General features: G+C 71.0%; 24 protein-coding genes. 12 read left to right on the plus strand and 12 right to left on the minus strand.

The features are described 5' to 3' along the window. Window positions 1–422 precede the first annotated feature (422 nt). Genes V5F49_RS20985 through V5F49_RS21000 form a run of 4 tightly spaced genes read left to right on the plus strand, consistent with a single transcriptional unit; the run spans window position 423 to window position 4,528 of the window. On the plus strand, window positions 423–1,280 hold the full coding sequence (locus tag V5F49_RS20985; protein WP_394115393.1) for a UDP-2,3-diacylglucosamine diphosphatase: 858 nt from the start codon (window positions 423–425) through the stop codon (window positions 1,278–1,280). Then, a complete protein-coding gene (locus V5F49_RS20990; RefSeq protein ID WP_394115211.1) occupies window positions 1,280–2,347 on the plus strand; it encodes a glycosyltransferase family 4 protein in 1,068 nt (355 codons plus the stop codon). Before V5F49_RS20985 ends, V5F49_RS20990 begins: the two co-directional genes overlap by 1 nt. Beyond that, window positions 2,344–3,336 carry a threonine ammonia-lyase gene (locus tag V5F49_RS20995; RefSeq protein ID WP_394115212.1) on the plus strand — a complete coding sequence of 331 codons (993 nt, stop codon included), beginning with the start codon at window positions 2,344–2,346 and terminating at the stop codon, window positions 3,334–3,336. Before V5F49_RS20990 ends, V5F49_RS20995 begins: the two co-directional genes overlap by 4 nt. 7 nt (window positions 3,337–3,343) lie before the next feature. Further along, entirely contained in the window at window positions 3,344–4,528 is a 1,185-nt protein-coding gene (locus V5F49_RS21000) for an MFS transporter (RefSeq protein WP_394115213.1), read from the plus strand. Here the strand turns inward: V5F49_RS21000 and dgcA are convergent. Then, the gene (dgcA, locus tag V5F49_RS21005) at window positions 4,480–5,466 is read right to left on the minus strand and encodes an N-acetyl-D-Glu racemase DgcA (protein ID WP_394115214.1); all 987 of its coding nucleotides are present in this window, start codon (window positions 5,464–5,466) and stop codon (window positions 4,480–4,482) included. The genes V5F49_RS21000 and dgcA overlap by 49 nt on opposite strands. A gap of 356 nt (window positions 5,467–5,822) precedes the next feature. Here dgcA and V5F49_RS21010 point away from each other — a divergent pair, with 356 nt between their 5' ends. The 4 genes from V5F49_RS21010 to V5F49_RS21025 all read left to right on the plus strand — a co-directional run bounded on the left by V5F49_RS21010 (window position 5,823) and on the right by V5F49_RS21025 (window position 9,342). Then, entirely contained in the window at window positions 5,823–6,902 is a 1,080-nt protein-coding gene (locus V5F49_RS21010) for an MlaE family lipid ABC transporter permease subunit (protein ID WP_445329374.1), read from the plus strand. Between the two features lie 6 nt (window positions 6,903–6,908). Continuing rightward, the gene (locus V5F49_RS21015; RefSeq protein ID WP_394115215.1) at window positions 6,909–7,715 is read left to right on the plus strand and encodes an ABC transporter ATP-binding protein; all 807 of its coding nucleotides are present in this window, start codon (window positions 6,909–6,911) and stop codon (window positions 7,713–7,715) included. 66 nt (window positions 7,716–7,781) lie between these two features. Next, entirely contained in the window at window positions 7,782–8,705 is a 924-nt protein-coding gene (locus V5F49_RS21020; RefSeq protein WP_394115216.1) for an MlaD family protein, read from the plus strand. Between the two features lie 7 nt (window positions 8,706–8,712). Further along, window positions 8,713–9,342: an ABC-type transport auxiliary lipoprotein family protein gene (locus tag V5F49_RS21025; RefSeq protein WP_394115217.1), complete on the plus strand. Its 630-nt coding sequence runs from the start codon at window positions 8,713–8,715 to the stop codon at window positions 9,340–9,342. Window positions 9,343–9,376: 34 nt separating this feature from the next. On the opposite strand, the gene V5F49_RS21030 is transcribed toward V5F49_RS21025, so the two are convergent. Together V5F49_RS21030 and V5F49_RS21035 are read right to left on the minus strand one after the other, a co-directional pair. Next, window positions 9,377–10,828 carry a YcjX family GTP-binding protein gene (locus V5F49_RS21030; RefSeq protein ID WP_394115218.1) on the minus strand — a complete coding sequence of 484 codons (1,452 nt, stop codon included), beginning with the start codon at window positions 10,826–10,828 and terminating at the stop codon, window positions 9,377–9,379. 106 nt (window positions 10,829–10,934) lie between these two features. Then, window positions 10,935–11,456 carry a SixA phosphatase family protein gene (locus tag V5F49_RS21035; protein ID WP_394115219.1) on the minus strand — a complete coding sequence of 174 codons (522 nt, stop codon included), beginning with the start codon at window positions 11,454–11,456 and terminating at the stop codon, window positions 10,935–10,937. Between the two features lie 196 nt (window positions 11,457–11,652). Between V5F49_RS21035 and V5F49_RS21040 the strand changes: the two genes are divergently transcribed. After that, the gene (locus V5F49_RS21040; RefSeq protein ID WP_394115220.1) at window positions 11,653–13,194 is read left to right on the plus strand and encodes an FAD-dependent oxidoreductase; all 1,542 of its coding nucleotides are present in this window, start codon (window positions 11,653–11,655) and stop codon (window positions 13,192–13,194) included. Here the strand turns inward: V5F49_RS21040 and V5F49_RS21045 are convergent. The 4 genes from V5F49_RS21045 to V5F49_RS21060 form a co-directional block, all read right to left on the minus strand. Continuing rightward, window positions 13,182–13,691, minus strand: coding sequence for a hypothetical protein (locus V5F49_RS21045; protein WP_394115221.1), 510 nt, complete (start codon window positions 13,689–13,691; stop codon window positions 13,182–13,184). The two genes, V5F49_RS21040 and V5F49_RS21045, sit on opposite strands and share 13 nt — an antisense overlap. Then, window positions 13,688–14,692: a P1 family peptidase gene (locus V5F49_RS21050; protein ID WP_394115222.1), complete on the minus strand. Its 1,005-nt coding sequence runs from the start codon at window positions 14,690–14,692 to the stop codon at window positions 13,688–13,690. The genes V5F49_RS21045 and V5F49_RS21050 overlap by 4 nt, the downstream gene beginning before the upstream one ends. Window positions 14,693–14,720: 28 nt before the next feature. Continuing rightward, window positions 14,721–15,494: a hypothetical protein gene (locus tag V5F49_RS21055; protein ID WP_394115223.1), complete on the minus strand. Its 774-nt coding sequence runs from the start codon at window positions 15,492–15,494 to the stop codon at window positions 14,721–14,723. Between the two features lie 112 nt (window positions 15,495–15,606). After that, window positions 15,607–19,809 (minus strand): apolipoprotein A-IV repeat region-like domain-containing protein, encoded by a 4,203-nt coding sequence (locus V5F49_RS21060; RefSeq protein WP_394115224.1) that lies wholly within the window; start codon window positions 19,807–19,809, stop codon window positions 15,607–15,609. A 300-nt stretch (window positions 19,810–20,109) separates the two neighbouring features. Here V5F49_RS21060 and V5F49_RS21065 point away from each other — a divergent pair, with 300 nt between their 5' ends. Further along, window positions 20,110–20,430 carry a 2Fe-2S iron-sulfur cluster-binding protein gene (locus V5F49_RS21065; RefSeq protein ID WP_394115225.1) on the plus strand — a complete coding sequence of 107 codons (321 nt, stop codon included), beginning with the start codon at window positions 20,110–20,112 and terminating at the stop codon, window positions 20,428–20,430. A 154-nt stretch (window positions 20,431–20,584) separates the two neighbouring features. On the opposite strand, the gene V5F49_RS21070 is transcribed toward V5F49_RS21065, so the two are convergent. Continuing rightward, window positions 20,585–21,133: an SH3 domain-containing protein gene (locus tag V5F49_RS21070; RefSeq protein WP_394115226.1), complete on the minus strand. Its 549-nt coding sequence runs from the start codon at window positions 21,131–21,133 to the stop codon at window positions 20,585–20,587. A gap of 153 nt (window positions 21,134–21,286) precedes the next feature. Between V5F49_RS21070 and V5F49_RS21075 the strand changes: the two genes are divergently transcribed. Together V5F49_RS21075 and V5F49_RS21080 are read left to right on the plus strand one after the other, a co-directional pair. Further along, window positions 21,287–22,288, plus strand: a complete 1,002-nt coding sequence (locus tag V5F49_RS21075; protein ID WP_394115227.1) for a 2-hydroxyacid dehydrogenase — start codon at window positions 21,287–21,289, stop codon at window positions 22,286–22,288. Between the two features lie 140 nt (window positions 22,289–22,428). Continuing rightward, window positions 22,429–22,764 (plus strand): TM2 domain-containing protein, encoded by a 336-nt coding sequence (locus V5F49_RS21080; protein WP_394115228.1) that lies wholly within the window; start codon window positions 22,429–22,431, stop codon window positions 22,762–22,764. Here V5F49_RS21080 and V5F49_RS21085 read toward each other — a convergent pair whose 3' ends face one another. From V5F49_RS21085 to V5F49_RS21100, 4 genes are all read right to left on the minus strand, one after another. Then, window positions 22,765–23,586: a HesA/MoeB/ThiF family protein gene (locus V5F49_RS21085; protein ID WP_394115229.1), complete on the minus strand. Its 822-nt coding sequence runs from the start codon at window positions 23,584–23,586 to the stop codon at window positions 22,765–22,767. 61 nt (window positions 23,587–23,647) lie between these two features. Continuing rightward, window positions 23,648–24,271, minus strand: a complete 624-nt coding sequence (locus V5F49_RS21090; protein ID WP_394115230.1) for a DsbE family thiol:disulfide interchange protein — start codon at window positions 24,269–24,271, stop codon at window positions 23,648–23,650. Next, window positions 24,268–24,444, minus strand: coding sequence for a heme exporter protein CcmD (gene ccmD, locus V5F49_RS21095; protein WP_394115231.1), 177 nt, complete (start codon window positions 24,442–24,444; stop codon window positions 24,268–24,270). Before ccmD ends, V5F49_RS21090 begins: the two co-directional genes overlap by 4 nt. Window positions 24,445–24,453: 9 nt before the next feature. Beyond that, window positions 24,454–25,185, minus strand: a complete 732-nt coding sequence (locus V5F49_RS21100) for a heme ABC transporter permease (RefSeq protein ID WP_394115232.1) — start codon at window positions 25,183–25,185, stop codon at window positions 24,454–24,456. Window positions 25,186–25,293 lie beyond the last annotated feature (108 nt).

Raw genomic sequence — 25,293 nt, forward strand, 5'->3', positions numbered from 1 at the left:
AAAAGCTCGGTACCGGCGTGATTCGTCCGCGCGGGGCAGGGTGGCGGGGCCGGGCGGGCGCTGTCGGGCACTGCCGGGCGCGGGCCTGCGCAAGGTGGTGTCCTGCCGCGGTGCGGCTCCGGAACGGCGCCCAGACCACTTCGACCAAAGTCGAGAGGTGTCACTTTGCCATCGCGCCAAGCCCTTGGCCGCGTGTTCAACTCCGATCGGTGGGCTGCGCTGTTTAGTCGTCTCGAAACCGGCGTGCGAATACTGCCTTATAACTCACCAGACCCAAGAATTGGGCAATGGCGCTTCCGTTTTCGGCGGTGCCGTCATAAAAGGGATACAGGAAACCGGGTAACTGCCGGAAACGCCTGAGGGCGCTGGGTCAATGGAATGAGGCTTCGTCGCGCATGGCGGCGAAGCGGTCGGCCAGCAGGATGCCGGTCGCGGCGCCCTCAGGGCGCGATCAGGCGGGAGGAGACAGCGTGAGCGAACGATCCGAAACGCGCCGCTTCCGTGCCTTGTTCATCTCCGACGTTCATCTCGGCACCAAGGGGTGCCAGGCCGAGCTGCTCATCGATTTCCTCAAGTACCACGAAGCCGACACCATCTATCTGGTGGGCGACATCGTCGACGGCTGGCGGCTGAAGTCCTCCTGGTACTGGCCGCAGAAGCACAACGACGTGGTGCAGAAGCTGCTGCGCAAGGGCCGCAAGGGCGCGCGCATGGTCTACCTGCCTGGCAACCACGACGAATTCCTGCGCGACTACTACGGCACCCACTTCGGCGGCATCGAGGTGGTCGAGACCGCCATCCACGAGGCCGCCGACGGCAAGCGCTACCTCGTGATCCACGGCGACGTGTTCGACGTGGTGGTGCGTCACGCCAAGTGGCTCGCCTTCCTGGGCGACTGGGCCTATTCGGCGGCCCTCACCACCAACACCTACGTCAACAAGGTGCGCCGCCGCCTCGGCCTCACCTACTGGTCCCTGAGCCAGTGGGCGAAGCTGAAGGTGAAGAATGCGGTGAACTATATCGGCAAGTTCGAGGAGGCGGTGGCCGAGGAGGCCAAGCGCCACGGCGTGGACGGCGTCATCTGCGGCCACATCCACCATGCCGTCATCCACGATCAGTTCGGCGTGCGCTACGTGAACTGCGGCGACTGGGTGGAAAGCTGCACCGCCATCGCCGAGTATGAGGACGGCCACCTCGAGATCATCTGCTGGACACGCAATCTCGAGAAGGCGCCGGTGAAGGAACGCGATCTGGTCGAGGAGGCGCGCGCGGCGGCCTGATGCGGGTTCTCGTGGCCACGGACGCGTGGCATCCCCAGATCAACGGCGTGGTGCGATCGCTGGAGCACACGGCGCGCGAGGCGGCAAACCTCGGCGCCGAGCTGGATTTCCTCACCCCGGAGGGATTCCGCACCCTGCCGCTGCCGTCCTACAACGAAATCCGCCTCGCCCTCGCCACCCCGCGCATGATCATGCGCCGGATCGAGGCCATGCAGCCGGATTTCGTGCATATCGCCACCGAGGGGCCCATCGGCATCCTGGTGCGGCGCGCGTGCATCGCCTCCCGGCGCACCTTCACCACCTCGTATCACACCAAGTTTCCGGAATACCTCTCCGCCCGCGCCCCCGTGCCGGAGCGGCTGACCTATGCCTGGCTGCGCTCGTTCCACAATGCGGGCGGCGGCGTCATGGTCTCCACCGCCACGCTGGAGCGCGACCTTGAGGCGCGTGGCTTCAAGCGCCTCATGCGCTGGTCGCGCGGCGTGGATGCGGACCTGTTCCGCCCGCGCCCCGAGGCGACGCTGAACCTGCCGCGCCCGGTCTATCTGTTCGTCGGCCGGGTGGCTGTGGAAAAGAACATCGAGGCGTTCCTCGCCCTCGATCTGCCCGGCTCCAAGGTGGTGGTGGGCGGCGGCCCCGCGCTGGCGAGCCTGAAGGAGCGCTACCCCGGCGTGCTCTTCACCGGCCCCAAGGAGGGCGAGGATCTCGCGCAGGTCTACTCGGCCTGCGACGTGTTCTGCTTTCCCAGCCGCACCGACACGTTCGGCATCGTGCTGCTGGAGGCGCTGGCGAGCGGCCTGCCGGTGGCGGCCTATCCGGTCACCGGCCCCATGGACGTGCTGGCCGACGCCACCGAGCCGGTGGGGGTGCTGGACGAGGACCTGCGCACCGCCTGCCTGAAGGCGCTGGAGCTCTCGCCTGCCGCCGCGCGGCGCTTCGCCCTGCGCTACACATGGCGGGAGAGCGCCCGGCAGTTCCTCGACAACGTGCTGATCGCGCACGATATCGGGCCGATCGCGCGGCGCTATCGCCTTCGCCGCCGGCGTCGGGTAGCTTCCGAGGCATGAGCCTCGGACCCGTTGAGATTCCCACCGCCGCCGATGTGGAGGCCGCTGCCCGGCGGCTCGCCGGCGTCGCGGTGCGCACCCCGCTGCTGTTCTCCCCCGTGCTGAGCGAGGAGACCGGCGCCCGCATCTTCCTGAAGCCGGAAACCCTTCAGCGTACCGGTTCCTTCAAGTTCCGCGGCGCCTACAACCGCATGGTGCAGATCCCCGAGGCCGCGCGCGCAGCCGGCGTGGTGGCCTGCTCGTCCGGCAACCATGCGCAGGGCGTGGCGGCGGCGGCGAAGCTGCTCGGCATGCCGGCCGTCATCGTCATGCCGCACGATGCGCCGGCGCTGAAGCGCGATCGCACCCGCGCGCTGGGCGCCGAGGTGGTGGGCTACGACCGTCGCACCGAGGATCGCGACGCCATCGCCCGCGCCATCGCCGCCGAGCGCGGCGCCACCATGGTGCCGCCCTATGACGATCCGCAGATCATCGCCGGGCAGGGCACGGTCGGCCTCGAGATCATGGACGACCTCGCCGCGCAGGGGCTGGCGCCGGATCTGGTGGCGGCCAACACCTCCGGCGGCGGGCTCATCGCCGGCATCGCGCTGGCGGTGAAGGCCCGCGCGCCCGGCGCCCGGGTGGTCGCCTGCGAGCCGGCGGGCTTCGACGATCACGCCCGCTCGTTCCGCTCCGGCGTGCGCGAGCGCAATCCCGAGCCGTCCGGCTCCTTCTGCGATGCGCTCCTGGCGCCCACCCCCGGCGCCATCACCTTCGAGATCACCCGCCCGCTGGTGGGCGAGGCCGCGGCCGTCACCGATGCGGAGGTGGAGCGCGCGGTGGCCTATGCCTTCCGCGAGCTGAAGCTGGTGGTGGAGCCCGGCGGCGCGGTTGCGCTGGCGAGCCTGCTGGAGGGGCGCCTTGCCGTCCCCGCGGGCGCGACGGCGGTGATCGTGCTGTCCGGCGGCAATGTGGACCCGGAGACCTTCATCCGCTGCCTGGGCGCCTGAGGCGGACATGGCGGGAGGGACGGGGGCGGCGCCCGCGCTGCGGCTGCGCCTCGGCGGCACCTATGCCGCCTTCTTCCTCGCGCTCGGCATCCAGGTGCCCTACCTGCCGCTGTGGCTGGAGGATCGCGGTCTCGGGCCGCAGGCCATCGGTCTTGCGCTGGCTGTCCCCATGCTGGCGCGCCTCGTGGCGACGCCGGCGCTGGGTGTCATCTCCGACCGCTGGGGCCGGCCCCGCGCCCTGCTCACCGCGCTTGGCCTCGTCACCGCCGCCGGCATGGCGGCGCTGGCGGTGGTGCGGGATCTCGCCGGCATCATGGTGGTGCTGGCGGTGATGTCGGCGGCATGGTTCCCGAGCTTCGCGCTCTTGGATTCCTACGCCTCGCGACAGGCGCGGGCAGGGCGGGCGGACTACGGTCGCGCCCGGCAGTGGGGCTCGGCCTCGTTCCTGGTCGCCAATCTGGCCGGAGGCGTCATCATCGGCGCGCTCGGGGCGGGCTCGGTGGTGCTGGTGATGCTGGCCTGCCATGCCGCCTATTGCCTGGTCACGCTGGCGCTGCCCGAGTTGCCCAAGCCAGAGCCGCGCCCCGCGCCGATCCGCGACCGGCGGGCGCGCCTCGGCATCGTGGCGGCCATAGTCGCGGCGGCGCTGGTGCAGGCGAGCCACGCCATGCTTTACGCCTTCGGCTCGGTGGGCTGGAAGGCGCAGGGCTATTCGCTCACCGCCATCGGCGTCCTATGGGCGGTGGGGGTGGCGGCGGAGATGCTGATGTTCCGGTTCGGAACGCGGCTCGTTGTGCGGTTCGGCCCCCATGCGCTGATCGTCGCCGGCGGCGTCGCCGCCGCCCTGCGCTTCGCCGTCATGGCCACCGAGCCGCCGCTGGCGGTGCTCGTCCCGCTCCAGCTGCTGCATGCGGTGACCTTCGGCGGCACCTATCTCGCGACCGTGGAACTGGTCGCCCGCGCCGTCAGCGCCCACCGCGCCGGCACCGGCCAGACGGCCGCCGCCTGGACCTCCAGCCTGCTCACCTCGGCGGCCAACGTGGCGTCCGGACCGTTGTGGGCGGCGTTCGGCCCGGCGGCGTTCCTGGCCTCGGCGGCCATCGGTCTCATGGGCGCGGTGGCGGCGGTTGGGGCGGGGCGGCTTCAGCCCCACAGCGCCGAGGAGGCGGGGAACACCGTCGCGCCCTCGTAGCGCAGGCCCTCGGGACGATCGCGGGCAAGCAGCAGCGGGCCGTCGAGGTCGACCACCCGCGCGCGCTGGGCCACCAGCAGGGCAGGGGCCATGGCGAGCGAGGTTGCGAGCATGCAGCCCACCATGATGGTGAAGCCGAGTCCTTCCGCCGCCTCGGCCAGCGCCAGCGCCTCGGTGAGGCCACCGGCCTTGTCGAGCTTGATGTTCACCGCGTCATAGCGGTCGCGCAGGGCGGCGAGGCCGGCGCGGTCGTGGACGCTCTCGTCGGCGCACACCGGCACCAGCCGCTCGACGCGCGCCAGCGCGGCGTCGGCGCCGGCGGGCAGGGGCTGTTCCACCAGCTCGACCCGGGCATGCGCGCAGGCTTCCAGAAGGCGGGGCAGGTGCGGCGCGCTCCAGCCCTCGTTGGCGTCGACGATGAGCCGGGCCTCGGGCGCGGCGGCGCGGATGGCGGCGAGCCGGGCGGTGTCGCCCTCGCCGCCGAGCTTGAGCTTGAGCAGGGGACGGCCGGCGGCCGCCGCTTCCGCCGCGCGGGCGGCCATGGCGTCCGGGGTATCGAGGCTGAGGGTGAAGGCGGTCACCAGCGCGCGCGGCTCGGGCAGGCCGGCGAGGGCATGGGCCGGCACGCCGGCGCGCTTGGCTTCCAGGTCCCAGAAGGCGCAGTCCAGGGCGTTGCGCGCGGCGCCTGCGGGCAGACGATAATGCAGGGCGTCGCGGTCGAGACCGGCCTCGATCTCCGGCGCCAGCGCCTCGATGGCGGCAGCGACGCCTTCCACGGTCTCGCCGTAGCGCGCATAGGGGACGCATTCGCCCCGCCCCGTCACGCCGCCTTCGGTCAGGCTCGCCGTCACCACCACCGCCTCGGTCTTGGAGCCGCGGGCGATGGTGAAGGTGCCGGCGATAGGGAATCGCTCGATGCTCAGGGTCAGGCTGGCCATGGATTAAGCTTAATAGCCGATTCTGCCGCCCGCTCCGTGACCGGTCGTCCGGTTGGGCCCGGGGTGTGTCGTCGGTGACCTCGACGCGGGCGACGCTTCTCTGTATGGCTGAGGGTCAGTCGTCCGCGCGCAGGCGGGTATCCCCCTGTGGGTGGAGGCAAACCGGCTTTCGCGAGGACGCCGGCCGCAGCGGGGCGGACAGGCACGCGGCGCGGGAGGGAGCGGTGTCGCTCCTGTCCGGCACCGGGTGGACAGGAGCGGCGGACGATGCCCGGCGGGTCGGGCCGCCACCCATGGAGACGCAAGCGTTGCCCCATGCCTCTCTGATTTCCGTGCACAGCCAGGACGACCGGCTCATGGTGGCCGGGCGCGGCGCGTGGACATCGGAATATGCCGACGAGCTCGAGCAGGCCGTGGACGACACCGTGCGCACCCATGCCCGTCCGCGTGCGGTGGAGATCGACCTCGCCAGCGTCGAGCGCATGGACACCTTCGGCGCCCTGCTGTTCGAGCGGCTGAACCGCGCGTGGCGGGAAAGCGGCATCGAGCCGGTGGTGAAGGGCCTCGCGCCGCGCTATTCCGAGCTGATCCACGAGCTGGGCCGCATGGGGCAGGAGCCGCCCCCGCCGCAGCGCCAGCCGGAAGGCATCATCGAGCGGTTCGGCCACGAGGTGGTCAACAGCGCCAAGGATGCGCTGGCGCTTCTGAACTTCGTCGGCGCCTCGGTGACCGCCATGGCCCGCGTGGCGGTGCGTCCGCACACCTTCCGCTTCACCTCCATGGTGAACCAGCTGGACCGGGTGGGCTTCCGCGCCGTGCCCATCATCCTGCTCATCACCTTCCTCATCGGCTGCATCCTGGCGCAGCAGGGCATCTTCAACTTCCGCCGCTTCGGTGCCGACATCTATGTGGTGGACATGGTGGGCGTGCTGGTGCTGCGCGAGCTCGGCGTGCTCATCGTCGCCATCATGATCGCCGGCCGCTCGGGCAGCGCCTACACCGCCGAGCTCGGCTCCATGCGCATGCGCGAGGAGATCGACGCGCTGCGCGTCATGGGCTTCGACCCCATCGAGGTGCTCGTGGTGCCGCGCCTGATGGCGCTGATCATCGCTTTGCCGCTGCTCACCTTCATCGGCTCCATGTCGGCCATCTTCGGCGCCGGTCTGGTGTCGTGGGGCTATGGCGGCATCACGCCGGACGTCTTCCTCGACCGGTTGAAGCAGGCCATCGACCTCGATCAGTTCAAGGTGGGCATGTACAAGGCGCCGTTCATGGCGGCGACCATCGGCATCGTCGCCTGCATGGAGGGCATGCGGGTGGGCGGCAGCGCCGAGTCGCTGGGCGAGCACACCACCGCCTCCGTGGTGAAGTCCATCTTCCTCGTGATCGTGATGGACGGCGTGTTCGCCATGTTCTTCGCCGCCATCGACATGTGAGGCGGAATGGACGCGCGCACCTCCCCCGCCACCCAGACGACAGCCGGACGCGACGCCATCATCCGCGTGCGCGACATCGTGGTGGGATTCGGCGACCGGGTGATCCTCAACCACCTCGACCTCGACGTGTACCGGGGCGAGATCCTCGGCTTCGTCGGCACCTCGGGCGGCGGCAAGTCGGTGCTGACGCGCACCATCCTCGGCCTCGTGCCGAAGCGCTCGGGCACGGTGGAGGTGTTCGGCCAGAACCTCGACGAGCTCAGCGAGCGCGAGCGCTCGGCTGTGGAGCGGCGCTGGGGCGTGCTGTTCCAGCAGGGCGCGCTGTTCTCCTCGCTCACCGTGAAGCAGAACATCCAGTTCCCGCTGCGCGAGAACCTCAAGCTGTCCCAGCGCCTGCTGGACGAGATCGCCTACACCAAGATCGAGATGGTGGGGCTGAAGTGCGACGTGGCGGAGAAGCTGCCCTCCGAGCTTTCGGGCGGCATGATCAAGCGCGCCGCGCTCGCCCGCTCGCTGGCGCTCGACCCGGAAATCCTGTTCCTGGACGAGCCGACCTCCGGCCTCGACCCGATCGGCGCCGGCGACTTCGACGAGCTGATCCGCACCCTGCAGCAGACTTTGGGGCTTACCGTTTTCATGGTAACCCACGATCTCGACAGCCTTCACACCGTGTGCGATCGCATCGCCGCGCTGGCGGACGGGAAGGTGATCGCGCAGGGGACGATCGAAACCATGATGGCGGCGACCCACCCTTGGCTGCGGGCCTATTTCCACGGCGCGCGGGCACGGGCGGTGCAGGGCGCGCGCGCATAGGCGGACACGACGAGGGGAGCGGGGCCGGACGGCGGGGCAAGGTCGGAACGGAGCCGGGATCAGGGCATGGAGACACGGGCCAACTACACCATCATCGGGGCGTTCACGCTCGCGGTCATCGCGGCGGCGTTCGGCTTCGTGTACTGGTTCGCCGGGCCGCAGGATTCCACGGCGCGCAAGATCTACGAGATCGTGTTCGACGGCTCTGTGGCCGGGCTGCGCCAGGGCAATTCGGTGCTGTTCAACGGCATTCCCGTGGGCCAGGTGACCGCGCTCGGGCTCGTGCCCGGTCAGCCCGGACAGGTGCTGGCGCGGGTGGGCATCAACAATGACGTGCCGGTGCTCTCGGATGCGCGGGCCGGGCTGGAATCGCAGGGCCTCACCGGCATCGTCGCGGTCTCCATCCGCGGCGGCAAGCCCGATGCCCCGCCACTGCCCAAGGGCCCCAACGGCTATCCGCGCATCGTCGCCGACGGCGGCGCCGGCATGGCCGGGCTCATCAGCTCGGCCCAGGGCGTGGCCAAGCGCATCGACCAGGTGCTCGACGCCATCAATCCCGACGAGATCAAGAGCATCATCCACAACGTGGACACCTTCTCGAAGGCCGTGGCCTCCAAGTCCGAGGACGTTGCCAGCGTGATCGAGCAGGCCAACGCGCTGGTGAAGCAGCTCACCGGCGTCGCCGACAAGGTGGACAAGGTGGTCAGCAACCTGCAGACCGCCACCGAGGACAAGAACGGCCTTCTGGTCCAGGCGACCGAGGCCGCCACCTCGGTGCGCAAGCTCGCCGACAACCTCGACCAGCGCACCGCGCTGCTGACCAACGAGATCAGCCGCTTCACCGGCCCGGGCCTGCGCCAGTTCGAGGCGCTGGCCACCGACGGGCGCCGCACCCTGGGCGAGATCGACCGCGTGCTGCGCGGCATCGAGCGCAATCCGCAGCAGTTCATCTTCGGCGGCGGCAATTCCATTCCGAAATACGGGCGATGAGCCGATCATGACCGACGTTCGCAGGAGCCGTACCGCTTTCCTCGCCGGCGCCGTGCCCAGGCTGATGGCCGCCCTCCTCGGCGTCGTCGCCACCCTCGCGCTCGCCGGCTGCGGCTCGACGCCGGTGCCCACCTACAACCTGTCGGCGCCCTCCGGCTTCACCGCCGGCGGCAGCGGCAGCGGCCAGCTGGTGGTGGTGGCGCCCACCGCGCTCGCCGTTCTGAACACCGACAAGGTGATGGTGGAGCCCGCCCCCGGGCAGGTGGCCTATCTCGCCGACGCGCAGTGGAGCGACAATCTCCCCGCCCTGCTGCAGGCGCGCACCATCCAGGCGTTCGAGAATGCCAGCAAGCTGCGGCGCGTCGCGCGCCCCGGCGACGGGGTGAACGCCGAGTACCAGCTGGTCATCGACATCCGCACCTTCGCCCTGCGCATCACCGATCAGGGGCCGGTGGCGGTGGTGGAGCTCTCCGCCAAGCTCATCGGCACCCAGAGCGGGCGTATCCTTGCGGCGCAGGTGTTCCGCGCGGCGGTGCCGGCGGCGTCCACCTCCGGCCCCGTCGCCACGGCGGCGCTGGATGCCGCGCAGGAGCAGGTGCTCGTGTCCATGGTGCGGTGGGCATCCGCCAAGTTCTGAGGTATCCGCCAGATTCTGAGGCGCGCCCGGATCGTCAGGAGAGGCGATCGGCCAGCAGAAACTGCAATGCCCGGTCGAGCCGGATGTGCGGGAGCGGACCCGCCCCGATGCCGTCCGGCGGCCGGAACTTCAGGAAGCGGAAATCCACGTCGTCGGCGCCGGTGGAGGCGAGGCCCCGGAAGCCGGCGCCCGAGGGATCGAACAGCGCGTCCGGATCGGCCGGCAGCTCGCCGGGAAACACCGCCACCTCCTCGCGCCCGTCGAAAATGTGTCCGCCCGCCTCCTGCCCGGCCTCGGGCGTGCCGACGATGGCGTCGATCTCATGGCCCTGCCGCCGCACGCGGGCCTCGCGGGTGGCGCGGATGGCGGCCAGCGCCACCACGTCCAGCGTCGCGCCCTTGTCCTGCGCGCGGGCCCGCGCCCGTTCCACGAGCCGCGCCAGCACGGCCTCCAGCCGGTCATGGCTGGAGCGGTGGAGATGGTCGGCCTTGGTGGCGGCGAACAGCACCTTGTCGATGCGTGGCCGGAACAGGGTGCTGGCGATGCTGTTCCGCCCGGTGCGGAAGGCGGCGAGGATGCCGTCCATGGCCCGCTCCAGATCCGCCAGCGCCGCCGGCCCAGCGTTCAGCGCGGCGAGCGTGTCCACCAGCACGATCTGCCGGTCCAGCCGCGCGAAATGGGTACGGAAGAAGGGGCGCACGACGGCCGACTTGTAGGCCTCGAACCGCCGCTCCATCATCGCCCCCAGCGTGCCCGGCCGGGCTTCGCTCGCCATGTCGAGCGGGGCGAATGTGAGCGCCGGCGAGCCGGCGAGGTCGCCCGGCATCAGGAAGCGGCCCGGCGGCAGCAGGCTCATGGCCAGCCGCTCGCTGCGGCAGGCGGAGAGATAGGCGGTGAACAGCGCGGCGATCTCCCGCGCCCGACTTTCGTCCGCAGGCCCGCCCGGCGCAGCCGCGGCCACCGCCGCGAGGAAGGGCGCGGCCACGCCGGCGCGCACGCCGTCGCGGGCGAGCGCGAGGCTCTGGCGGGCGAAGTCCGCATAGCTCATGTCGAGCAGCGGCAGGTCGAGGAGCCACTCGCCGGGATAGTCCACGAGGTCGAGGGTGAGGGTGCGCAGGCTGCCGCGCGGGGTGGCGTAGCGGATGGCGAGGCGCAGCTCGCTGACGCGCGTGGTGGAGGCCGGCCACTCCCGCGCGGTGGCGAGGGTGGACAGGTGGTCCTCATAGGCGAAGCGCGGCACCGCGTCGTCCGGCTGGGGCTCCAGCTCGGCGCGGGCGATGCGGCCGGACTGCATGGGCTCGAACACCGGCAGCCGCCCGCCCTTCGTGAGCGCATGGATCAGCGCCGTGGTGAAGATGGTCTTCCCGGCCCGCGACAGGCCCGTCACCCCGAGCCGGAGGGTGGGGGAGGCGATGCCTTCCACCCGGTCCGCGAGGGAGCGGAGCGCGATGCGCGTTTCATCCACCGCCTGCGTGAACAGCCCCATGCCGCGCGTGATGCCTCCCGAAACCGGGCGCAGGAACGCATTCCCGCCGTCCTCGCCGGGCCCGTCCCCGCCAGAGCCGATCGTGCCGCTCACCGGCCGCCGCGCCTCAGTCGTCCGCGGAGAGGTCGCGGGGCACCACGAACCGGTCGAGCCGCCCGCTCTCGGGCACGATACCGGACCAGTCGTCGATGGGAAGGTCGATGACGGCGAGGGCGCCGGTGGGGAATTTGTCAGCCATCTTCGACAGATGGGAAGCGGGGCCTGAGCCCGCAAGCATGGCGGCGAGGTCTTCCAGCCCGGGATTGTGGCCCACCAGCATCAGGCAGTGGGCTTCCCGGGGCTGCTCGCGCACCACGGAGAGCAGGCGCGCGGCCGACGCCTCGTAGATGCGCGGCTCGCTGGCCACCATCCGCACCGGCGGCAGCTGGGCGGCAATCAGGTCCCAGGTCTCGCGCGTGCGGCGGGCGGGAGAGACCAGCACCCGGTCGGGGATGATCTGCTCGTTGGCCATGTACGCGCCGGTGCGCGGCGCCGCGGTGCGTCCCCGGGGGGCCAGCGGGCGTTCCGGATCGGCGATGCCGTTCGGCCAGTCCGACTTGGCGTGGCGCAGCAAAATGAGACGGCGCATGGCAAATGACCAATCGTTCAAACGACCGGCCCCTTATGGCGCAGAGCATGTGTGCGGTGCAACAGCAGCCATGGCGCTGCGGCATCACGCCCCCGCCACGCGGCCTGGTGTCGCGTCTTGTCACGAGAGCGCCGCAAATAAACGGTTTTTCAAGGCGAACACGAAAAAATGACAGGGCCCAACCCGGACTTTCCAGATGACTGAGATCGCCCCGTACCGAGCGGCCACGCCCGACATGCCCGCGCCGGCCACGGCTTCCGCCGGCGCGCGGGACAAGGCCGGCGCCGCGCATCTGCGCACGGTGGACTGCGATGTCTGCGTGGTGGGCGACGACGTCGCCGGGCTCGGCATCGCCATCGATCTCGCCCGCCGCGGCAAGGATGTGGTGCTTCTCACCTTCCCCGGCGCGACGCCGCTGCCGCTCGACGGCGTGCTCTCTCCCGGCTTCTCCATGCCCACGGCCGATCTGGTGGAGCGCGTCGGCATGGCCGATGCGCAGGAGCTTCTGATCCTGTCCGCCCACGCGGCGGAGACAGGGCTCGGCTTCGCCCACCGTGCCGGTGTGGATGTGGGGCCGCGCGGCCGGCTGAAAGTCGCCCGCCCCCATGCGCTGCAAGGGCTCTACCGCGAGCAGGACCTGCGCGAGCAGCTCGTGCCGGATACCACCGTGCTGGTGGATCGGGACGATCTCTCCGCCTTGCTGGGCACCTCGACCTTTGCGGCCGGGCTCGGCGTGGTGCCGGCGGAGCGGGTCTCGGCGCGCGCGCTCAAGGTGGCGCTGGAGCTGGCGGCCATGGAGGCGGGGGTGCGCGGCATCCCGGTCGCCGGCGCGCTGGCGGCTGACCTGCAGGGGCTGCGCAAGTACCTCACCACCGACAAGCGCCGCATCCGTGCGTTCCAGGTGGTCATTTCCGGCCATGACGCCTTCGCCCGCCTCGGGCCGAAAGTCGCGCAGCTGCCCCGCGCGCCGTGGGTCACCGCCCTGTTCCGGCTGCCGGGGCAGGAGGTGCCCTATTCCGGCATGGTGGAGGAGGCGGGGCTCACCGGCCTGCGGTTCCATGTGGATGGCGGGCGCCTTGCGCTGGCAGCCGCCACCGCCACGCGGGTGGTGACGCGGGTCGGCGCGGCGCGGGTGGCCCGCCGCCACACCGGCGAGATCTATTCGCTCGGCACCTCGCTGGTGGAGGGTGCCACCGGACGCATGCTGCCGGAGACGGGAGGCATGCCCCGGGTGTTCGAGGGCGAGCGCGGCGTCTGGTATGCGCTTGCCTCGGCCGGGGACGAGATCAGCCACGGCTTCCTCGCCGGCCGCCTCGTTTCCGGGGCCATCGGCGACAAGGATGACCGCATCGCGCTGCTCCAGCCGTTCGCCGGGCCTGTGCTCTCCGGCTGGGCCGGGCGGGTGGCTCGCTTCGCCACCTTCTGGCATGTGCGGCTTGCCGCGCACCTGCAGAACGAGCGCCTCGCGCTGGTCGCGCCCGATCCGGCGCCGGTCGATGCCGAGACAGCCGCCGACCTGCCACAGCCCCACTCCGCCACCGTCGCGGCGTCCAATGGACGGACCCGGCGCGGACTGGCTGCCGCCACCGCGGCATCGCGCCATGCGGCGAGGACGGCTCTGCATGCGGCCTCGGGATGGGCGTCAGGCTTCGCCGCCCGGGCCGCGGCGGCACCCGCGCGGCGCCGGCGGGCCCATGCGCAGGACGAGCTGGAGGACAGCCCGGCTCAGCGCACGTAATAGGCTTGCGGGCGACGACCCTCGCGGAAGTAGCCGAAGAAGGCGGCCACCCCCACCACCTGCGACAGCAGCGCGGGCAGGAGGCCAGCAAACGCGCCCAGATCCGCGCCGCCCGGCGACAGCGCGTTGCGGATGGCGAACTGGCTGTAGATGGACACGCCCGCCCAGAGGACGAGAATCCACGGCAGCACTGTAAGCGCCACACGGGCGCGTGCCACCGTCAGCGCCACCATCGTCACCGCCCACACGAACAGCACGAGGTGCGGCAGAAGCCCGAGACGCAGCACCACCTGCGTCGCCCCGGGGCCGGCGAAGGAATCGAACAGGGCCGAGACCGCGCCCTGGGCTCCGAGATCGGAGATGAGCGCGAACAGGCCGGCCAGCGGCACGGCTGTGATGCCGCAGGCACACCAGAACAGGATGGCGAGCGCGCCGCCGAGGCGCGGCTGCTGCACCACCGGTTGGGGCGGCGCCGGCGGGCGCAGGGGCTGGATCATGGGGCGTCTCCGGGGGCGAAATGATCGTGCCAGCTCTTCTGGCTGTCGGCGAAGGGCAGGCGTCGTGCCGCATGGATCGCCCGCGCCACCGCCCGCGCCAGCACGATGGAAGCGAGGCCGCCGAGGCGCGCAAGGTCCGGCAGCGGCACCTCCAGCGGGCGGCGCCCGGTGGCGAGCGCGAACACCACGTCGCCGTCGAGCGGGGTGTGCACGGGATAGAGCGAGAGCGCCAGCCCGTTCTGCGCCATGATGGCGAGCCGTCGCGCCTGCACGGGGGTGAGGATGGCATCGGTCGCCACCACGGCGAGGGTGGTGGCGAAGCGGGAGATGCCGCCCTTCAGGTGCGGGTCGGCCGCATTCTCGAACAGCACGGCGGGCAGGCCGAGGGCGCCGAACTCGCCGTCGCGTTCATAGGGCGCGGCGCGAAAATGCGGGCCGTCGGCGAACAGCGGGCTGCCGGCGGCGTTCACCGCCACGATCGCCCCCACCACATGGCCCGACGCGGCGACCGCCGAGGCCGAGCCGAGCCCGCCCTTCACCGTCGCCGTGGTGCAGCCGGTGCCGGCACCCACCGAGCCGAGGGTGAACTCGGTGTCGGCCGCATCCAGCGCGTCGCGGCCGAGCCGGGCGTAGGGCGGGTGGCCCTCCCAGCCCTTGTCGCCGCCGTTGAGCAGGTCGAACAGGATGGCCCCGGGCACGATCGGCACCCGCGCGGTCCCCACCGGAAAGCCGCGCCCGCGCTCGGCGAGCCCGGCCATGACGCCGGACGCCGCATCAAGCCCGAAGGCGGAGCCGCCGGAGAGGGTGATGGCATCCACCCGCTCCACCGTTGCGGCGGGGTCGAGCAGGTCGGTCTCGCGCGTGCCGGGTCCGCCGCCGCGCACGTCCACCGCCGCCACCGCCGGCTCGTCGCACAGCACGACGGTGACGCCGGTGCCGATGTGCGGCTCGGTGGCGTTGCCGACCTTGAGGCCGGGCACGTCGGTGATGAGGTTGCGCACCCTTGCCTCGCCCTGCCGCGCCGCGTGCTCAGATGCCGACGCGCTTGAGCTGGGCATAGACCTCGTCGGACCAGGTCTTCAGGTCCATCAGGCCGGCATAGGCCGACCAGATCTCGATGCCGAACTTCTCCGCAAGGTCGTTCTCGGTGGCGGCGAGGGCGTCCTCCACCGGGGTGAAGGTGCGCTCCAGGTGCGGCCACAGCTCCGAATAGCAGCGCGGGATGGTGACGAAGTGCAGGTTGCGCCCGCCGCCGGCCTTCTCGATGCGCGCAAGGTCCTGCCCCTCGAACGAGCCGCCGACCTCGTTGCGCACCACGATGATGTTGGCCACCGGCAGCGCGCCGCCCACCACCACGTCCTCGATGAGGGTGGAGACGTTCTCGATGGCGTGGGTCTCCGGCTTGGTGACCACCAGCAGGTCGATCTCCGGAGAGTTGCGCTGCTGCATGATGTGCGTGACGCGGCGGTGGTGCGCCCACTGCACCAGCTGCGGCACCACGTTGGCGCCGAGGTCGAGCACCGCGCCGCCGGTCAGCAGCAGGCCGCCGAAGCGGTCCCAGTAGCGCATGGGGGCGTTGGCGTCGTTCTCCGACTTGCTGGAGCCCAGCGCCGAGCCGATGCCGAGCTCCAGCACGCGGGTGGGGAAGAACTTGCCGATCTTGGAATGGCCGGTGCCATCGGTGAAGTCGGCGGCGACGAGCTTGTAGGAGAGATCGCGCTTGCGCAGCGCCGAATAGACCATCTGGGCAAGCGTCGTCTTGCCCTGACCACCGGCATAGGCGGCGCAGATGTAGGTCTTCATCACAGAGGCTCCCGGTATCGGACAACGAAAGGGGCCCTCGCGGCGAGCGTCGGGCCCCGGAACAGGCGAGCGGAGCGGTCGGGGGGGCCCGGCCGCTCCGTGTGGGTCGATCTCAGTCCAGCCGGCCCGCGGCGTGGGCGAGCATGGTGTAGACCTTGCCCGTGTCAGACGTGAGATAGGTCTTGGCGAGGGCGCTGCCGCGGTCGTCGCCGGACACCTGGTCGATCAGGCGCTCGAACTCGTCCACGTAGCGATCCACGGTCTCGCGGAACTCGGCGTCGGCACGGTAGCGGCGCTTCAGGGCCTCGAAGGTCTGCTGACCCTGGAGGGTGTAGAGCCGCCGGGTGAAGACGTGGGTCTCCCCCTTGTTGTGGCGCTCCCACATCTCCGCCGCCGCCTGATGGTCCACCATGCGGGCGATGTCGGCCGACAGGGCGTCGAGGGATTCCACGTTGGCCGCCGGGGGGCGGGGCGCGCGCGGGGCGGGACGCTCCTCGCTGGTGATCTCGTCCGAGGCGCGGGCGAGCAGCTCGGAGAGCCAGCCTTCGCGCTCCTCGCCGGCCGGCTCGCGGGCGGGGGTGGCGGGACGGGGCGCGGAACGCTCCGCCGGCTCGGCCCGGCGCGGGGCCACGGGCGTGCGGCGCAGCTCGGCCTGAAGCAGGCCGCCCTCGGGACGGGCCGGCTCGGTGCGGGCGCGCACCGGCTCACGCGCCGGCTCGCGCACCGCGGCGCGGGTGCTGGTCTCCACCACGTCGAGCGCCTGGCCCTGGCGGGCGACGATCTCGTTCAGCTCGGCGAGGGCCTTGATCTGCTCGGCCACCGCGCGGCGCATGGTGGCGGCGCTGGCCTCGGTCTCGGCCGGCAGCTCGAGGATGCCGCGCTTCATCTCCTCGCGGGCGAGAGTGATGGCCTGCTGCACGTCCTCGGCCACCCGCTTGAGGTCGCCGGCGACTTCCGAGAAGCGGCCGCCAGTCTCGCCGAACAGCTGCTGCACGTCGGCGAGGGCCGCGGCGTAGGTGGACCGCAGGGCTTCGGCCGAGCGCTCGCGCTCCGCCTCCGCCGCGGCACGCACCAGCTGCAGCTGGCTCTCCACCGCCTGGGTCGAGCCGGAGGTGGCCTCGGCCACCACGCCGGCGATCTGCTGGGCGCGGTCCTGCGCCGTGGCGAAGGTGCTGTCCAGCATGGCGTGGAAGGACTTCACCCGGCCGTCCACATCGTTGATGCGCTGGGTGAGCGTCTGGGCCAGCTGGTCCATCTCGGCGCGGCGGGCGGCAAGCGAGCTGTCCACCCGGTCATGGGCGCCGCCGAGCGTGCGCGCGGCTTCGTCCATGAGGCGGCGGTTCTCGTCGAGCCGCTCGGTGAGGGCGGTGATCTGCGAGAGGGCGCCGCCGGAGACGTCCTTGAGCGCGCCGATCTGGCCTTCGAAGCGCTGGGCGACCGCATCGGCGTTCTGGCTGATGCCGGCGATGGTGGCGCCGAAGCCGTCCACCTGCCGCGAGAAGGTGCCGGCGAAGGCATCCAGGTTGCCGATGGCCGAGGTCATGGCGCCCTGGAAGGTGGAGTTGGCGTCCGCCAGCCGCTCGATGATGGCGCCCACGTCGCTCTTCAGCGAGGTGTTCGTGGCGGTGATCTCGGCGACCGCGCGCTGGCTGGTGCGCTCCAGCGCGGAGAGGAAGGTGCCGTTCTTGTCGTCGATGAGGTGGGCGATCTCGGTCAGACGGGTGCCGAGGGCGTCCGCCACCTTCTCCGAATGCTCGGTGAGGGTGCGGCTGACGTTGCCGGAGAGCGTGGTGAGCGAGCGCTCCACCTCGGTGGCCTCGGCCCGCAGGGCGCCGGAGACGTTCTCGATGCGGCCGACGAGGGTGTCGGCGAGGGCGCTGCCGCGCACCTCCAGAGAGGTGGCGACGCCGTCGAGGCGGCCGAGCACCAGCTCCTCGATGCGGTGGACGCGGCCGTCGAGCACGGAGGCGATCTCCTGCGCCCGCACGCCGATGGTGCGATGCACCGTCTCGGCCCGGTCGGTGAGCACCTCGCCAAGGGCGCGCGAGCGGGTGGCGAAGAAGCTCTCCAGCGTCTCCACCGACTTGTCGAGCGAGTCGGTGGCGTTCTTGGTGCCCTCGGAGATGACCCGGGCGAAGTTGACGGTGCGGGTCGCCAGCGTCTCGGTCAGGCTCTGGGCGCGCTGGTCGAGGGTCTGCTCGATGCGGGCGATGCGCTGGTCGAGGGTGTTGGTCACCGTGTCCGTGGTGGAGGACAGGCGCTCGTCCAGGTTGGCCGTGGCGAGGCGCAGGTTCTCGTTCACCGCCGACACGCGGTTGGCGATCTGGTCCACCAGCTCGGGCGCATGGACCTTCACGGTGGTGTCGAAGGCCTTCACGCCGTCCTGCATGGTGCGGGCGAGGGCGGTGCCGTCGTGCTGGAGGCGGTCCGCCAGCTCGGCGCCGCGCACGGTGATGGTCTCCTCGATCGCCTTCAGGCGGGCCGAGAGCATCTCGCGGATGGCATCGCCCTTGGTGCCGATGGTGGCCACCAGGATGTCGGCAGTCTCGCGGAACGCCTCGGTGACCTTGGAGCCGCGCGTGCCGATGGCCTGCGTGACCTCGGTGGCCACGTTGGACAGGCGGTCGGTCATGTCCGCGCCGGCGTTGTTGAGCGAGGTGGCGATCTCGTGGCCCTTGTCGACCAGCGCCGCGACCACCTGGTTGCTGGAGCGGTCCAGCGAGCTGGTGATGCGCTCGCCGGTCTCGGCGAGGCGGTGCTGCAGATCCTCGCCGCGCACGGCGACGGCGTCGTAGATGCGGTTGCCGGTGGCCTCGATGCGGTCGGCGAGGTCGGTGCCGCGGGCGGTCAGGGTGTCGGCCACGCGCTCGCCGGTGGTCTCGAGCTTCTTCACCAGCTCGCCGCCGCGGGTGGAGAATTCCACCACCGCCGTCTCGCTGGTGGCGCGGAAGGCCGCGTTGACCTCGGCGACGCGCGCGTCGATGTCGTCGGCGAAGCGGTTGGAGTTGTCGGCGAGGGTCTCGGAGATGCCGTGCTTGAGCCGGTCGATGTTCGCGGTGATGTCCGCGCCCCAGCGGTCGATGAGCTGGGCCACGTCCGAGGTGGTGGAGAGCAGGTTGCCGGCGAGGTCGTCGGAGCGCGACTTCAGCGTGTGCACCAGCAGGTCGCCGGATTCCGACAGATCCTGGCGGATCTCGGAGCCGGTGAACTGCAGGCGGTCGATCAGCTCGCCACCCTTGGCGGTGAGGCTGTCGATCATGCTGTCGCCGACGCGGGCGAGGGCGGCGGTGATGTGCTCGCCCTTCTGGCCGAGGATCTCGGTGACCTGCTCGGAGGCCTCCATCATGGTGCCGTGGATGCGGGCGACGACGTCCTTCACCTCGCTGGAGAGGATCGCCTCGGCGCCGACGATGCCCTCGCGCAGGCGCTCGGTCTCGATCTGGATGTTGTGGCGCTCGGACTGCAGGTCGTCGATCAGGGCGCGGATGCGGGTTTCGTTTTCCTCATAGGCGCGCTCGAGGATGGACACCTCCGCACGCACCATGGCTTCGAGGTCGCCGGCGCGGGAGATGGCCCGGTCGAGGCCGTCGCCCATGGCCGCCACCTCGCGGCGCACCGCCTGGCCGACGGTGACGACGGTCTCGGTGGCGATGGATTCCGGCTGCGCGAGGCGCAGCGCCACCTCGGTCATCGAGCGGGCGATGCCCTGCAGCTCCATGGAGCGGCGCATCACGCTCGCCATGCCGAAGAAGCCCATGGGCGGCAGCACGATGCTGGCGACGATGCCGAGCAGGGCCGGGGAGCCGAACAGGGACTGCACCCCGTCCGAGCTCGCCATCAGCCCGCGATGATAGGCATAGGCGAACACGAGGCCGGCGATGACCCACAGCACCGAGGCGCCGGCGGCCCAGTAATAGGGGCCGGCGGCCGGGCGCTTCTGCAACTGGCCGAGCAGCTGGCCGATGGTCTGGCGGTCGTCGTTGGCGGCGCGGCGCTCGGCCTCCACCCGGCCGGGGCGGGGGGCGCCTTCGCGGCGCGGCTGCTCGCCGTCGGGACGGGGGCGCCGGTTGCCGGGGCGGCCTTCGCCGCGCGGGCCGACGGCGGGGAGGGGACGCTCAGGCAGGCCGCGCTCGGCGCCGGGGCGTTCCGGCGCGGGCTGGCGATCCTGCGGGGGCTGGCGTTCAGGCGGGAAGGCAGGCTCGCCGGCCTTGGCCGTCGCCGTGGCCTCGGCGTTGTCGAGCTCCAGCGTGAGGGCTTCCTGGATGGCCGACAGAGCAGCCTCGGTCGGATCCTGGATCTTCTTCGGAGTCTTCATCTCGCTGTCGCCTCTGCCTTCGACGGCGCTGCGGCGGAGATGCGCTCCTGCCGCGACGGCGCCGAGTCCAGTACACATGACCACCCTCCACCCGCGGGGCGGGCATCAGATGGTTTACCGTTCCTTATCCTAGACATGCTGCGATGCGGATTGAACCGGCCCTGCCGCAAGAATGAAGATATCGTTAACGCCTGCGTTGCTGGCGCCGTCGCGGCAAGGCCGCTATAGGCATTTGCTGCGGCGCTGCGCCTCGCGCGGGCGCGCGCTCTTCTTCTGGCGGGCGAAGCAAGCGGCAGGTTCATGGTTGCGATCACGTTCATAGAATTCGACGGCACGGCCCATTCTGTCGAGGCGCCGGAAGGCGCCACCGCGATGGAGACGGCGGTGCGCAACGGCATCTCCGGCATCGTCGCCGAATGTGGCGGGGCCTGCGCCTGCGCCACCTGCCATGTCTACGTGGACGAGGCCTGGGTGGAGAAGGTCGGCGAGCCGTCCGAGATGGAGGAAGGCATGCTCGATTTCGCCACCGACGTGCGGCCGAACTCGCGCCTGTCCTGCCAGATCAAGCTGACGCCCGCGCTCGACGGGCTGGTGCTGCGCATTCCCGAGACCCAGGGCTGAGCGCCTGAGGCTCCCGCCTTCGAGCCGGGAATCGGCGGCTCTGCCGCAAGGCATGCTCGGGCCCGGTCGAAGGTCCGCGCATGCTTCTTCCTGAGATCGCCGCAGATCAGATCTGTGCGAAACGCGGCCCTTTGGCCGGGCCGCGCCTCATCACTTAGTCCACCTTCTCGTTCGGATAGACGCCGAACAGCTGCGACTGCTGCACGTAGCCGTCGAAGCCGTCGCCCACCAGGCGGCAGAACTTGCCGTCGCAGTTCTTCACGACGGCGAGCACGCTGGGCTCAAGCCGGGCGACCACGCGCGCATCAGTGCTGGCGGCGTCGCGCAGGGGCACGGTCTCGCCCTTCAGCCACGGGGCGACGAGGGCCGTGCGCCGCAGCGAGAGCATGGAGTGGTAGACCCACCCCTCGGCGCCGTCGGCGTCGCGGATGCGGCGCCAGGTCTCGTATTCCGCCGTCACCTCAACCGGCAGGCCGGAGCGGTTGAACACCCACGAGACGTCATGGTCCCGGTTGGGGCCGTTGCGCACGTTCACCTTGTCGGCCTTCAGGGAGACGAAGCGCGGCACCGGCAGGCCCGAGGTGCCATCCTCGGCTGCGGCGGCGGGCCGCGCCGAGAGGGGAGAGAATGCCGCGCCACCGGAGACTGCCAGAGCCAACGCGAGGGCCGAAAGGCTATGCGTCAGAAAAGGTCGCAGGGGCATGGTGGGCTCGTCCTTTCGCATCGCAAACTCAAGGGGGGAGTGCGCCGGCCGGGCGGTCGCGTCAAGGGCATGCGGCTCGGCGTGCCTTGTGTTTCCCCGCCTGTCTGATAGACGGGACCAGAAGCGTTAAGAAATGGGGAATGGGGAGTAACGATGGTGCGTCGCAAGCCCCTCGTCGTCGTCACGCGCAAGCTGCCCGACTCGGTCGAAACCCGGATGCGCGAGCTGTTCGACGCGCGCCTGAACCTCGACGACGTGCCGATGGATCAGGCCCAGCTGGTGGAGGCCGTGAAGACCGCCGACGTGCTGGTCCCCACGGTGACCGACCGGATCGATTCGGCCGTGCTGTCCCAGGCCGGCGAGAACCTGCGGCTGATCGCCTCCTTCTCCAACGGCGTCGACCACATCGACGTCGCGAGCGCGCTCAATCGCGGCATCACCGTCACCAACACCCCCGGCGTCCTCACCGAGGACACCGCCGACATGACCATGGCGCTCATCCTGTCCGTGCCGCGCCGGCTCGCCGAAGGCGCGCAGGTGATGATCGCCGAGAAGGAAGAGTGGGCCGGCTGGTCGCCCACGTGGATGCTCGGCCGCCGCATCTGGGGCAAGCGCCTCGGCATCATCGGCATGGGCCGCATCGGCCAGGCGGTGGCCCGGCGCGCCAAGGCGTTCGGCCTGCAGATCCACTACCACAATCGCCGCCGTCTCCCCACCGGGGTGGAGGAGATTCTGGACGCCACCTACTGGGACAGCCTGGACCAGATGCTGGCGCGCATGGACATCGTCTCGGTGAACTGCCCGCACACGCCGGCCACCTACCACCTGCTGTCGGCGCGCCGCCTCAGGCTGCTGAAGCCCGACGCCTATGTGGTGAACACCGCCCGCGGCGAGGTGATCGACGAGAACGCCCTCACCCGCCAGCTGGAGGCCGGGGAACTGGCCGGCGCCGGCCTCGACGTGTTCGAGCACGAGCCGGCGGTGAACCCGAAGCTCATCCGCCTCGCCAAGCAGGGCAAGGTGGTGCTGCTGCCGCATCTCGGCTCGGCCACCCTCGAAGGCCGCGTGGACATGGGCGAGAAGGTCATCGTCAACATCAAGACCTTCATGGACGGCCACCGTCCGCCGGACCGCGTGCTGCCCGCCATGCTCTGAGGCAGGCGCCTGCCGGCATGCCGGAGGCACGCCGGGCATGAGACCAAAGATCCGTGCGGGACACGCACGGATCTACTTGCCGTTATGGACATGGTGCGGTCTCGCCTTCTGCCCTGAGCTGCAGTCAGGGGGAGGCTTTGATGGACCCGGTCGGTTGGCCGTCGCGCAGCAGCGATACGCGTGCGCTCATGCTCTACGAGGCCAGCAAGAAGTCGGCCGTCGTCGCCTCTTTGCTGTGGTTCTTCCTGGGCAGCCCGGGCGGACACCGGTTCTACACGCAGCGGACAGGGTCCGCCGTTGCCATGTCCGCCGTTGCCATCCTGCTCCTGACCATCTTCGGCGTGGCTCTTTCGGTCATCGGCGTGGGCTTTCTGCTCCTGGCGATCATGGGGATCTGGGTCCTGGTCGACGCGTTCTTGATCCCCGGTCGGATCAGCGCCTGCAACAACCTCCTCGTCCACCAGCTCGCAGGCTGATCACACGCGCTCCGCCGTCCGCCGGTGGATCGACAGGTCGGTGATGCGCGCGCCTTCGCCCGTCAGCGGGTTCTCCGGGTCCCAGCCATAGCTGAGCGTCTCGAAGCGCATGGCGCGGGCGTCGATCATCAGCAGGCGCCCCACCAGCCCCTCGCCGAAGCCGACGATGGCGCGGATCGCCTCCAGCGCGGCGATGGAGCCAGCGGTGCCGGCAAGCGCCCCCAGCACCCCGGCCTCGGCGCAGGCGGGGACGGTGCCGGGCGGCGGCGGCTCGGGGAAGAGGCAGCGATAGGTGGGGTTGGGCGTGCCGTCGGGCGCGCGCTCATGGGCGCGGATGGTGGTGATGCTGGCGTCGAACGCCCCAAGCGCCGCCGTCACCAGCGGCTTGCCGGCCAGCACGCAGGCGTCGGCCACCAGATAGCGCGTGGCGAAATTGTCCGATCCATCTACCACCACATCCACCCCGGCGATCAGGTCGAGCGCGTTGTCGGCGTCGATCCGGGTGGCGTGGGCCACCAGCTCCACATGGGGGTTGAGGGCGGCGACGGCGTCGCGGGCGCTGTCGGTCTTGGGCCGGCCGATGTCGGCGGTGCGGTGGATGACCTGCCGCTGCAGGTTGGAGAGCGACACCGTGTCGTCGTCCACCAGCACCAGCCGGCCCACGCCCGCGGCCGCCAGATAGAGCAGCACCGGCGCGCCGAGGCCGCCGGCGCCCACCACCAGAACGGTGGCCGCCTTCAGCCGCTGCTGTCCGGGGCCGCCCACGTCATGCAGCACGATGTGGCGGGCGTAGCGTTCGATCTCGTCGGATGAGAAGGCCATGGCGAAATACATAATGCCAGTAGCGACCGGCGTCACCCCCGGGGGGCGGGGAGGGGGCGCGTCAGCCGCCGGCCAGCTTCGCCATGAGCGGAAGCAGGGTGGAGCGCACCGTTTCCGGGGTCAGCGGGCCGGTGAACTTGTGGACGATGGTGCCGTTCCTGGAGAGCAGGAAGGTTTCCGGCACGCCATAGACGCCCCATTCGATGGCGGCGCGCCCTTTCGGGTCCACGCCCACCGCCGAGTAAGGCAGCCCGTGCTGGCCGAGGAAGCGGCGCGCATTTTCCGGCGCGTCCTTGTAGTTGATGCCGACGACGGCGAACCGGCCGTCCTTGGCCAGATCCATCAGCACCGGGTGCTCGTCGCGGCAGGGCCCGCACCAGGAGGCCCACACGTTCACCAGCGCCGGCCGGCCCTTCAGGGCGGCAAGGTCGAGGCCGGGCAGCGGAGCGCCGTCCGGTCCCCTGAGGCCCTCCAGCGGGGGCAGGGGGATGACCGGGGCGGGCTTGTCCAGCAGGGCGGAGGGAATGCGCGAGGGATCGCCGCCGGTTTCCAGCCGCGAGAAGAACAGGCCGGCGAGCGCCAGGAACAGCACCAGCGGCAGCAGCACCAGCCAGGGGAAGCGGCGGCGCGTCGCCGTCGTCTCGGCCGGCGGCACGGGATCGGCGGGCGTTCCGGGCGCGCTCATGCGGCCTCCCCGGCGCTGCGGGCGGTGCGCACCTTGCGGCCGAGGCCCCGCGCCTCCAGCTCCGCGAGGGCGCGGCGCTGGCTGGCATAATCGGCCAGGAGCCAGCCGGTGAGCAGGCCGAGGCCGAGAATGGCGGCGCCGTACGAGGCGGCGATGAAGGTGAAGTGGGTCATGGCTCCCTCTCAGGCCATCGCCTCGGCGGCGGCGCGGGCCTCCAGCGCCTGCACGCGGCGGCGCAGGATCTCCGTGCGCATGCCCAGCATGTGCAGCGACAGGAACAGCAGCGTGAAGCCGAGCGCGCACACCAGCAGCGGCCACAGCAATTCGCCGGAGATGGTGGAGCCGCCCATGCGGAACACCGAGGCGGGCTGGTGCAGGGTGTTCCACCAGTCGACCGAGAACTTGACGATGGGCACGTTGATGAAGCCCACCAGCGTCAGCACCGCCGCCGCGCGGCCGGCGCGGTTGGGATCGTCGATGGCCGCGCGCAGCGCCATCAGGCCGAGATAGAGCAGCAGCAGCACCAGCATGGAGGTGAGCCGCGCATCCCACACCCAGTAGGTGCCCCACATGGGCCGGCCCCACAGGGCGCCGGTGACGAGGCACAGCAGCGTGAAGGTGGCGCCGATGGGCGCGGCCGCCTTGTGCGCCACGTCCGCCAGCGGGTGCCGCCAGACCAGGATGCCGATGGAGGACGCGGCCATCATGGAGTAGCCGAACATCCCGAGCCAGGCGAACGGCACATGGATGTACATGATGCGCACGGTCTCGCCCTGCTGGTAGTCCGGCGGGGCGCGGAAGGCGAGATAGAAGCCGGCCGCGAGCGTCACAGCGGCGGCCGCCGCCATCCACGGCAGGATGCGGGCCGAAAGGCTGAGGAAGCGGACCGGGTTCGCAAGATCGAGCAGCGCCATGACCGCCTTCTAGATCATTTTGCGCGCAGGTGGGTACCGGTCCACATCAAGAAAAGGGGAATGCGACGACGGGTCCGCCCCCTCCGGCCCCGTCCCTCCGGCCCCGTC

It is taken from the genome of Xanthobacter lutulentifluminis (assembly GCF_043194675.2).
GTDB lineage: Bacteria > Pseudomonadota > Alphaproteobacteria > Rhizobiales > Xanthobacteraceae > Xanthobacter.

Excerpts from the sequence above, each read along its gene's own strand:
- V5F49_RS20985 (WP_394115393.1), top strand. The coding sequence starts at position 423 with ATGCCGGTCGCGGCGCCCTCAGGGCGCGATCAGGCGGGAGGAGACAGC.
- V5F49_RS20990 (WP_394115211.1), top strand. The coding sequence starts at position 1,280 with ATGCGGGTTCTCGTGGCCACGGACGCGTGGCATCCCCAGATCAACGGC.
- V5F49_RS20995 (WP_394115212.1), top strand. The coding sequence starts at position 2,344 with ATGAGCCTCGGACCCGTTGAGATTCCCACCGCCGCCGATGTGGAGGCC.
- V5F49_RS21000 (WP_394115213.1), top strand. The coding sequence starts at position 3,344 with ATGGCGGGAGGGACGGGGGCGGCGCCCGCGCTGCGGCTGCGCCTCGGC.
- dgcA (WP_394115214.1), bottom strand. The coding sequence starts at position 5,466 with ATGGCCAGCCTGACCCTGAGCATCGAGCGATTCCCTATCGCCGGCACC.
- V5F49_RS21010 (WP_445329374.1), top strand. The coding sequence starts at position 5,823 with ATGGTGGCCGGGCGCGGCGCGTGGACATCGGAATATGCCGACGAGCTC.
- V5F49_RS21015 (WP_394115215.1), top strand. The coding sequence starts at position 6,909 with ATGGACGCGCGCACCTCCCCCGCCACCCAGACGACAGCCGGACGCGAC.
- V5F49_RS21020 (WP_394115216.1), top strand. The coding sequence starts at position 7,782 with ATGGAGACACGGGCCAACTACACCATCATCGGGGCGTTCACGCTCGCG.
- V5F49_RS21025 (WP_394115217.1), top strand. The coding sequence starts at position 8,713 with ATGACCGACGTTCGCAGGAGCCGTACCGCTTTCCTCGCCGGCGCCGTG.
- V5F49_RS21030 (WP_394115218.1), bottom strand. The coding sequence starts at position 10,828 with ATGGGGCTGTTCACGCAGGCGGTGGATGAAACGCGCATCGCGCTCCGC.
- V5F49_RS21035 (WP_394115219.1), bottom strand. The coding sequence starts at position 11,456 with ATGCGCCGTCTCATTTTGCTGCGCCACGCCAAGTCGGACTGGCCGAAC.
- V5F49_RS21040 (WP_394115220.1), top strand. The coding sequence starts at position 11,653 with ATGACTGAGATCGCCCCGTACCGAGCGGCCACGCCCGACATGCCCGCG.
- V5F49_RS21045 (WP_394115221.1), bottom strand. The coding sequence starts at position 13,691 with ATGATCCAGCCCCTGCGCCCGCCGGCGCCGCCCCAACCGGTGGTGCAG.
- V5F49_RS21055 (WP_394115223.1), bottom strand. The coding sequence starts at position 15,494 with ATGAAGACCTACATCTGCGCCGCCTATGCCGGTGGTCAGGGCAAGACG.
- V5F49_RS21060 (WP_394115224.1), bottom strand. The coding sequence starts at position 19,809 with ATGAAGACTCCGAAGAAGATCCAGGATCCGACCGAGGCTGCTCTGTCG.
- V5F49_RS21065 (WP_394115225.1), top strand. The coding sequence starts at position 20,110 with ATGGTTGCGATCACGTTCATAGAATTCGACGGCACGGCCCATTCTGTC.
- V5F49_RS21070 (WP_394115226.1), bottom strand. The coding sequence starts at position 21,133 with ATGCCCCTGCGACCTTTTCTGACGCATAGCCTTTCGGCCCTCGCGTTG.
- V5F49_RS21075 (WP_394115227.1), top strand. The coding sequence starts at position 21,287 with ATGGTGCGTCGCAAGCCCCTCGTCGTCGTCACGCGCAAGCTGCCCGAC.
- V5F49_RS21080 (WP_394115228.1), top strand. The coding sequence starts at position 22,429 with ATGGACCCGGTCGGTTGGCCGTCGCGCAGCAGCGATACGCGTGCGCTC.
- V5F49_RS21085 (WP_394115229.1), bottom strand. The coding sequence starts at position 23,586 with ATGGCCTTCTCATCCGACGAGATCGAACGCTACGCCCGCCACATCGTG.
- V5F49_RS21090 (WP_394115230.1), bottom strand. The coding sequence starts at position 24,271 with ATGAGCGCGCCCGGAACGCCCGCCGATCCCGTGCCGCCGGCCGAGACG.
- ccmD (WP_394115231.1), bottom strand. The coding sequence starts at position 24,444 with ATGACCCACTTCACCTTCATCGCCGCCTCGTACGGCGCCGCCATTCTC.
- V5F49_RS21100 (WP_394115232.1), bottom strand. The coding sequence starts at position 25,185 with ATGGCGCTGCTCGATCTTGCGAACCCGGTCCGCTTCCTCAGCCTTTCG.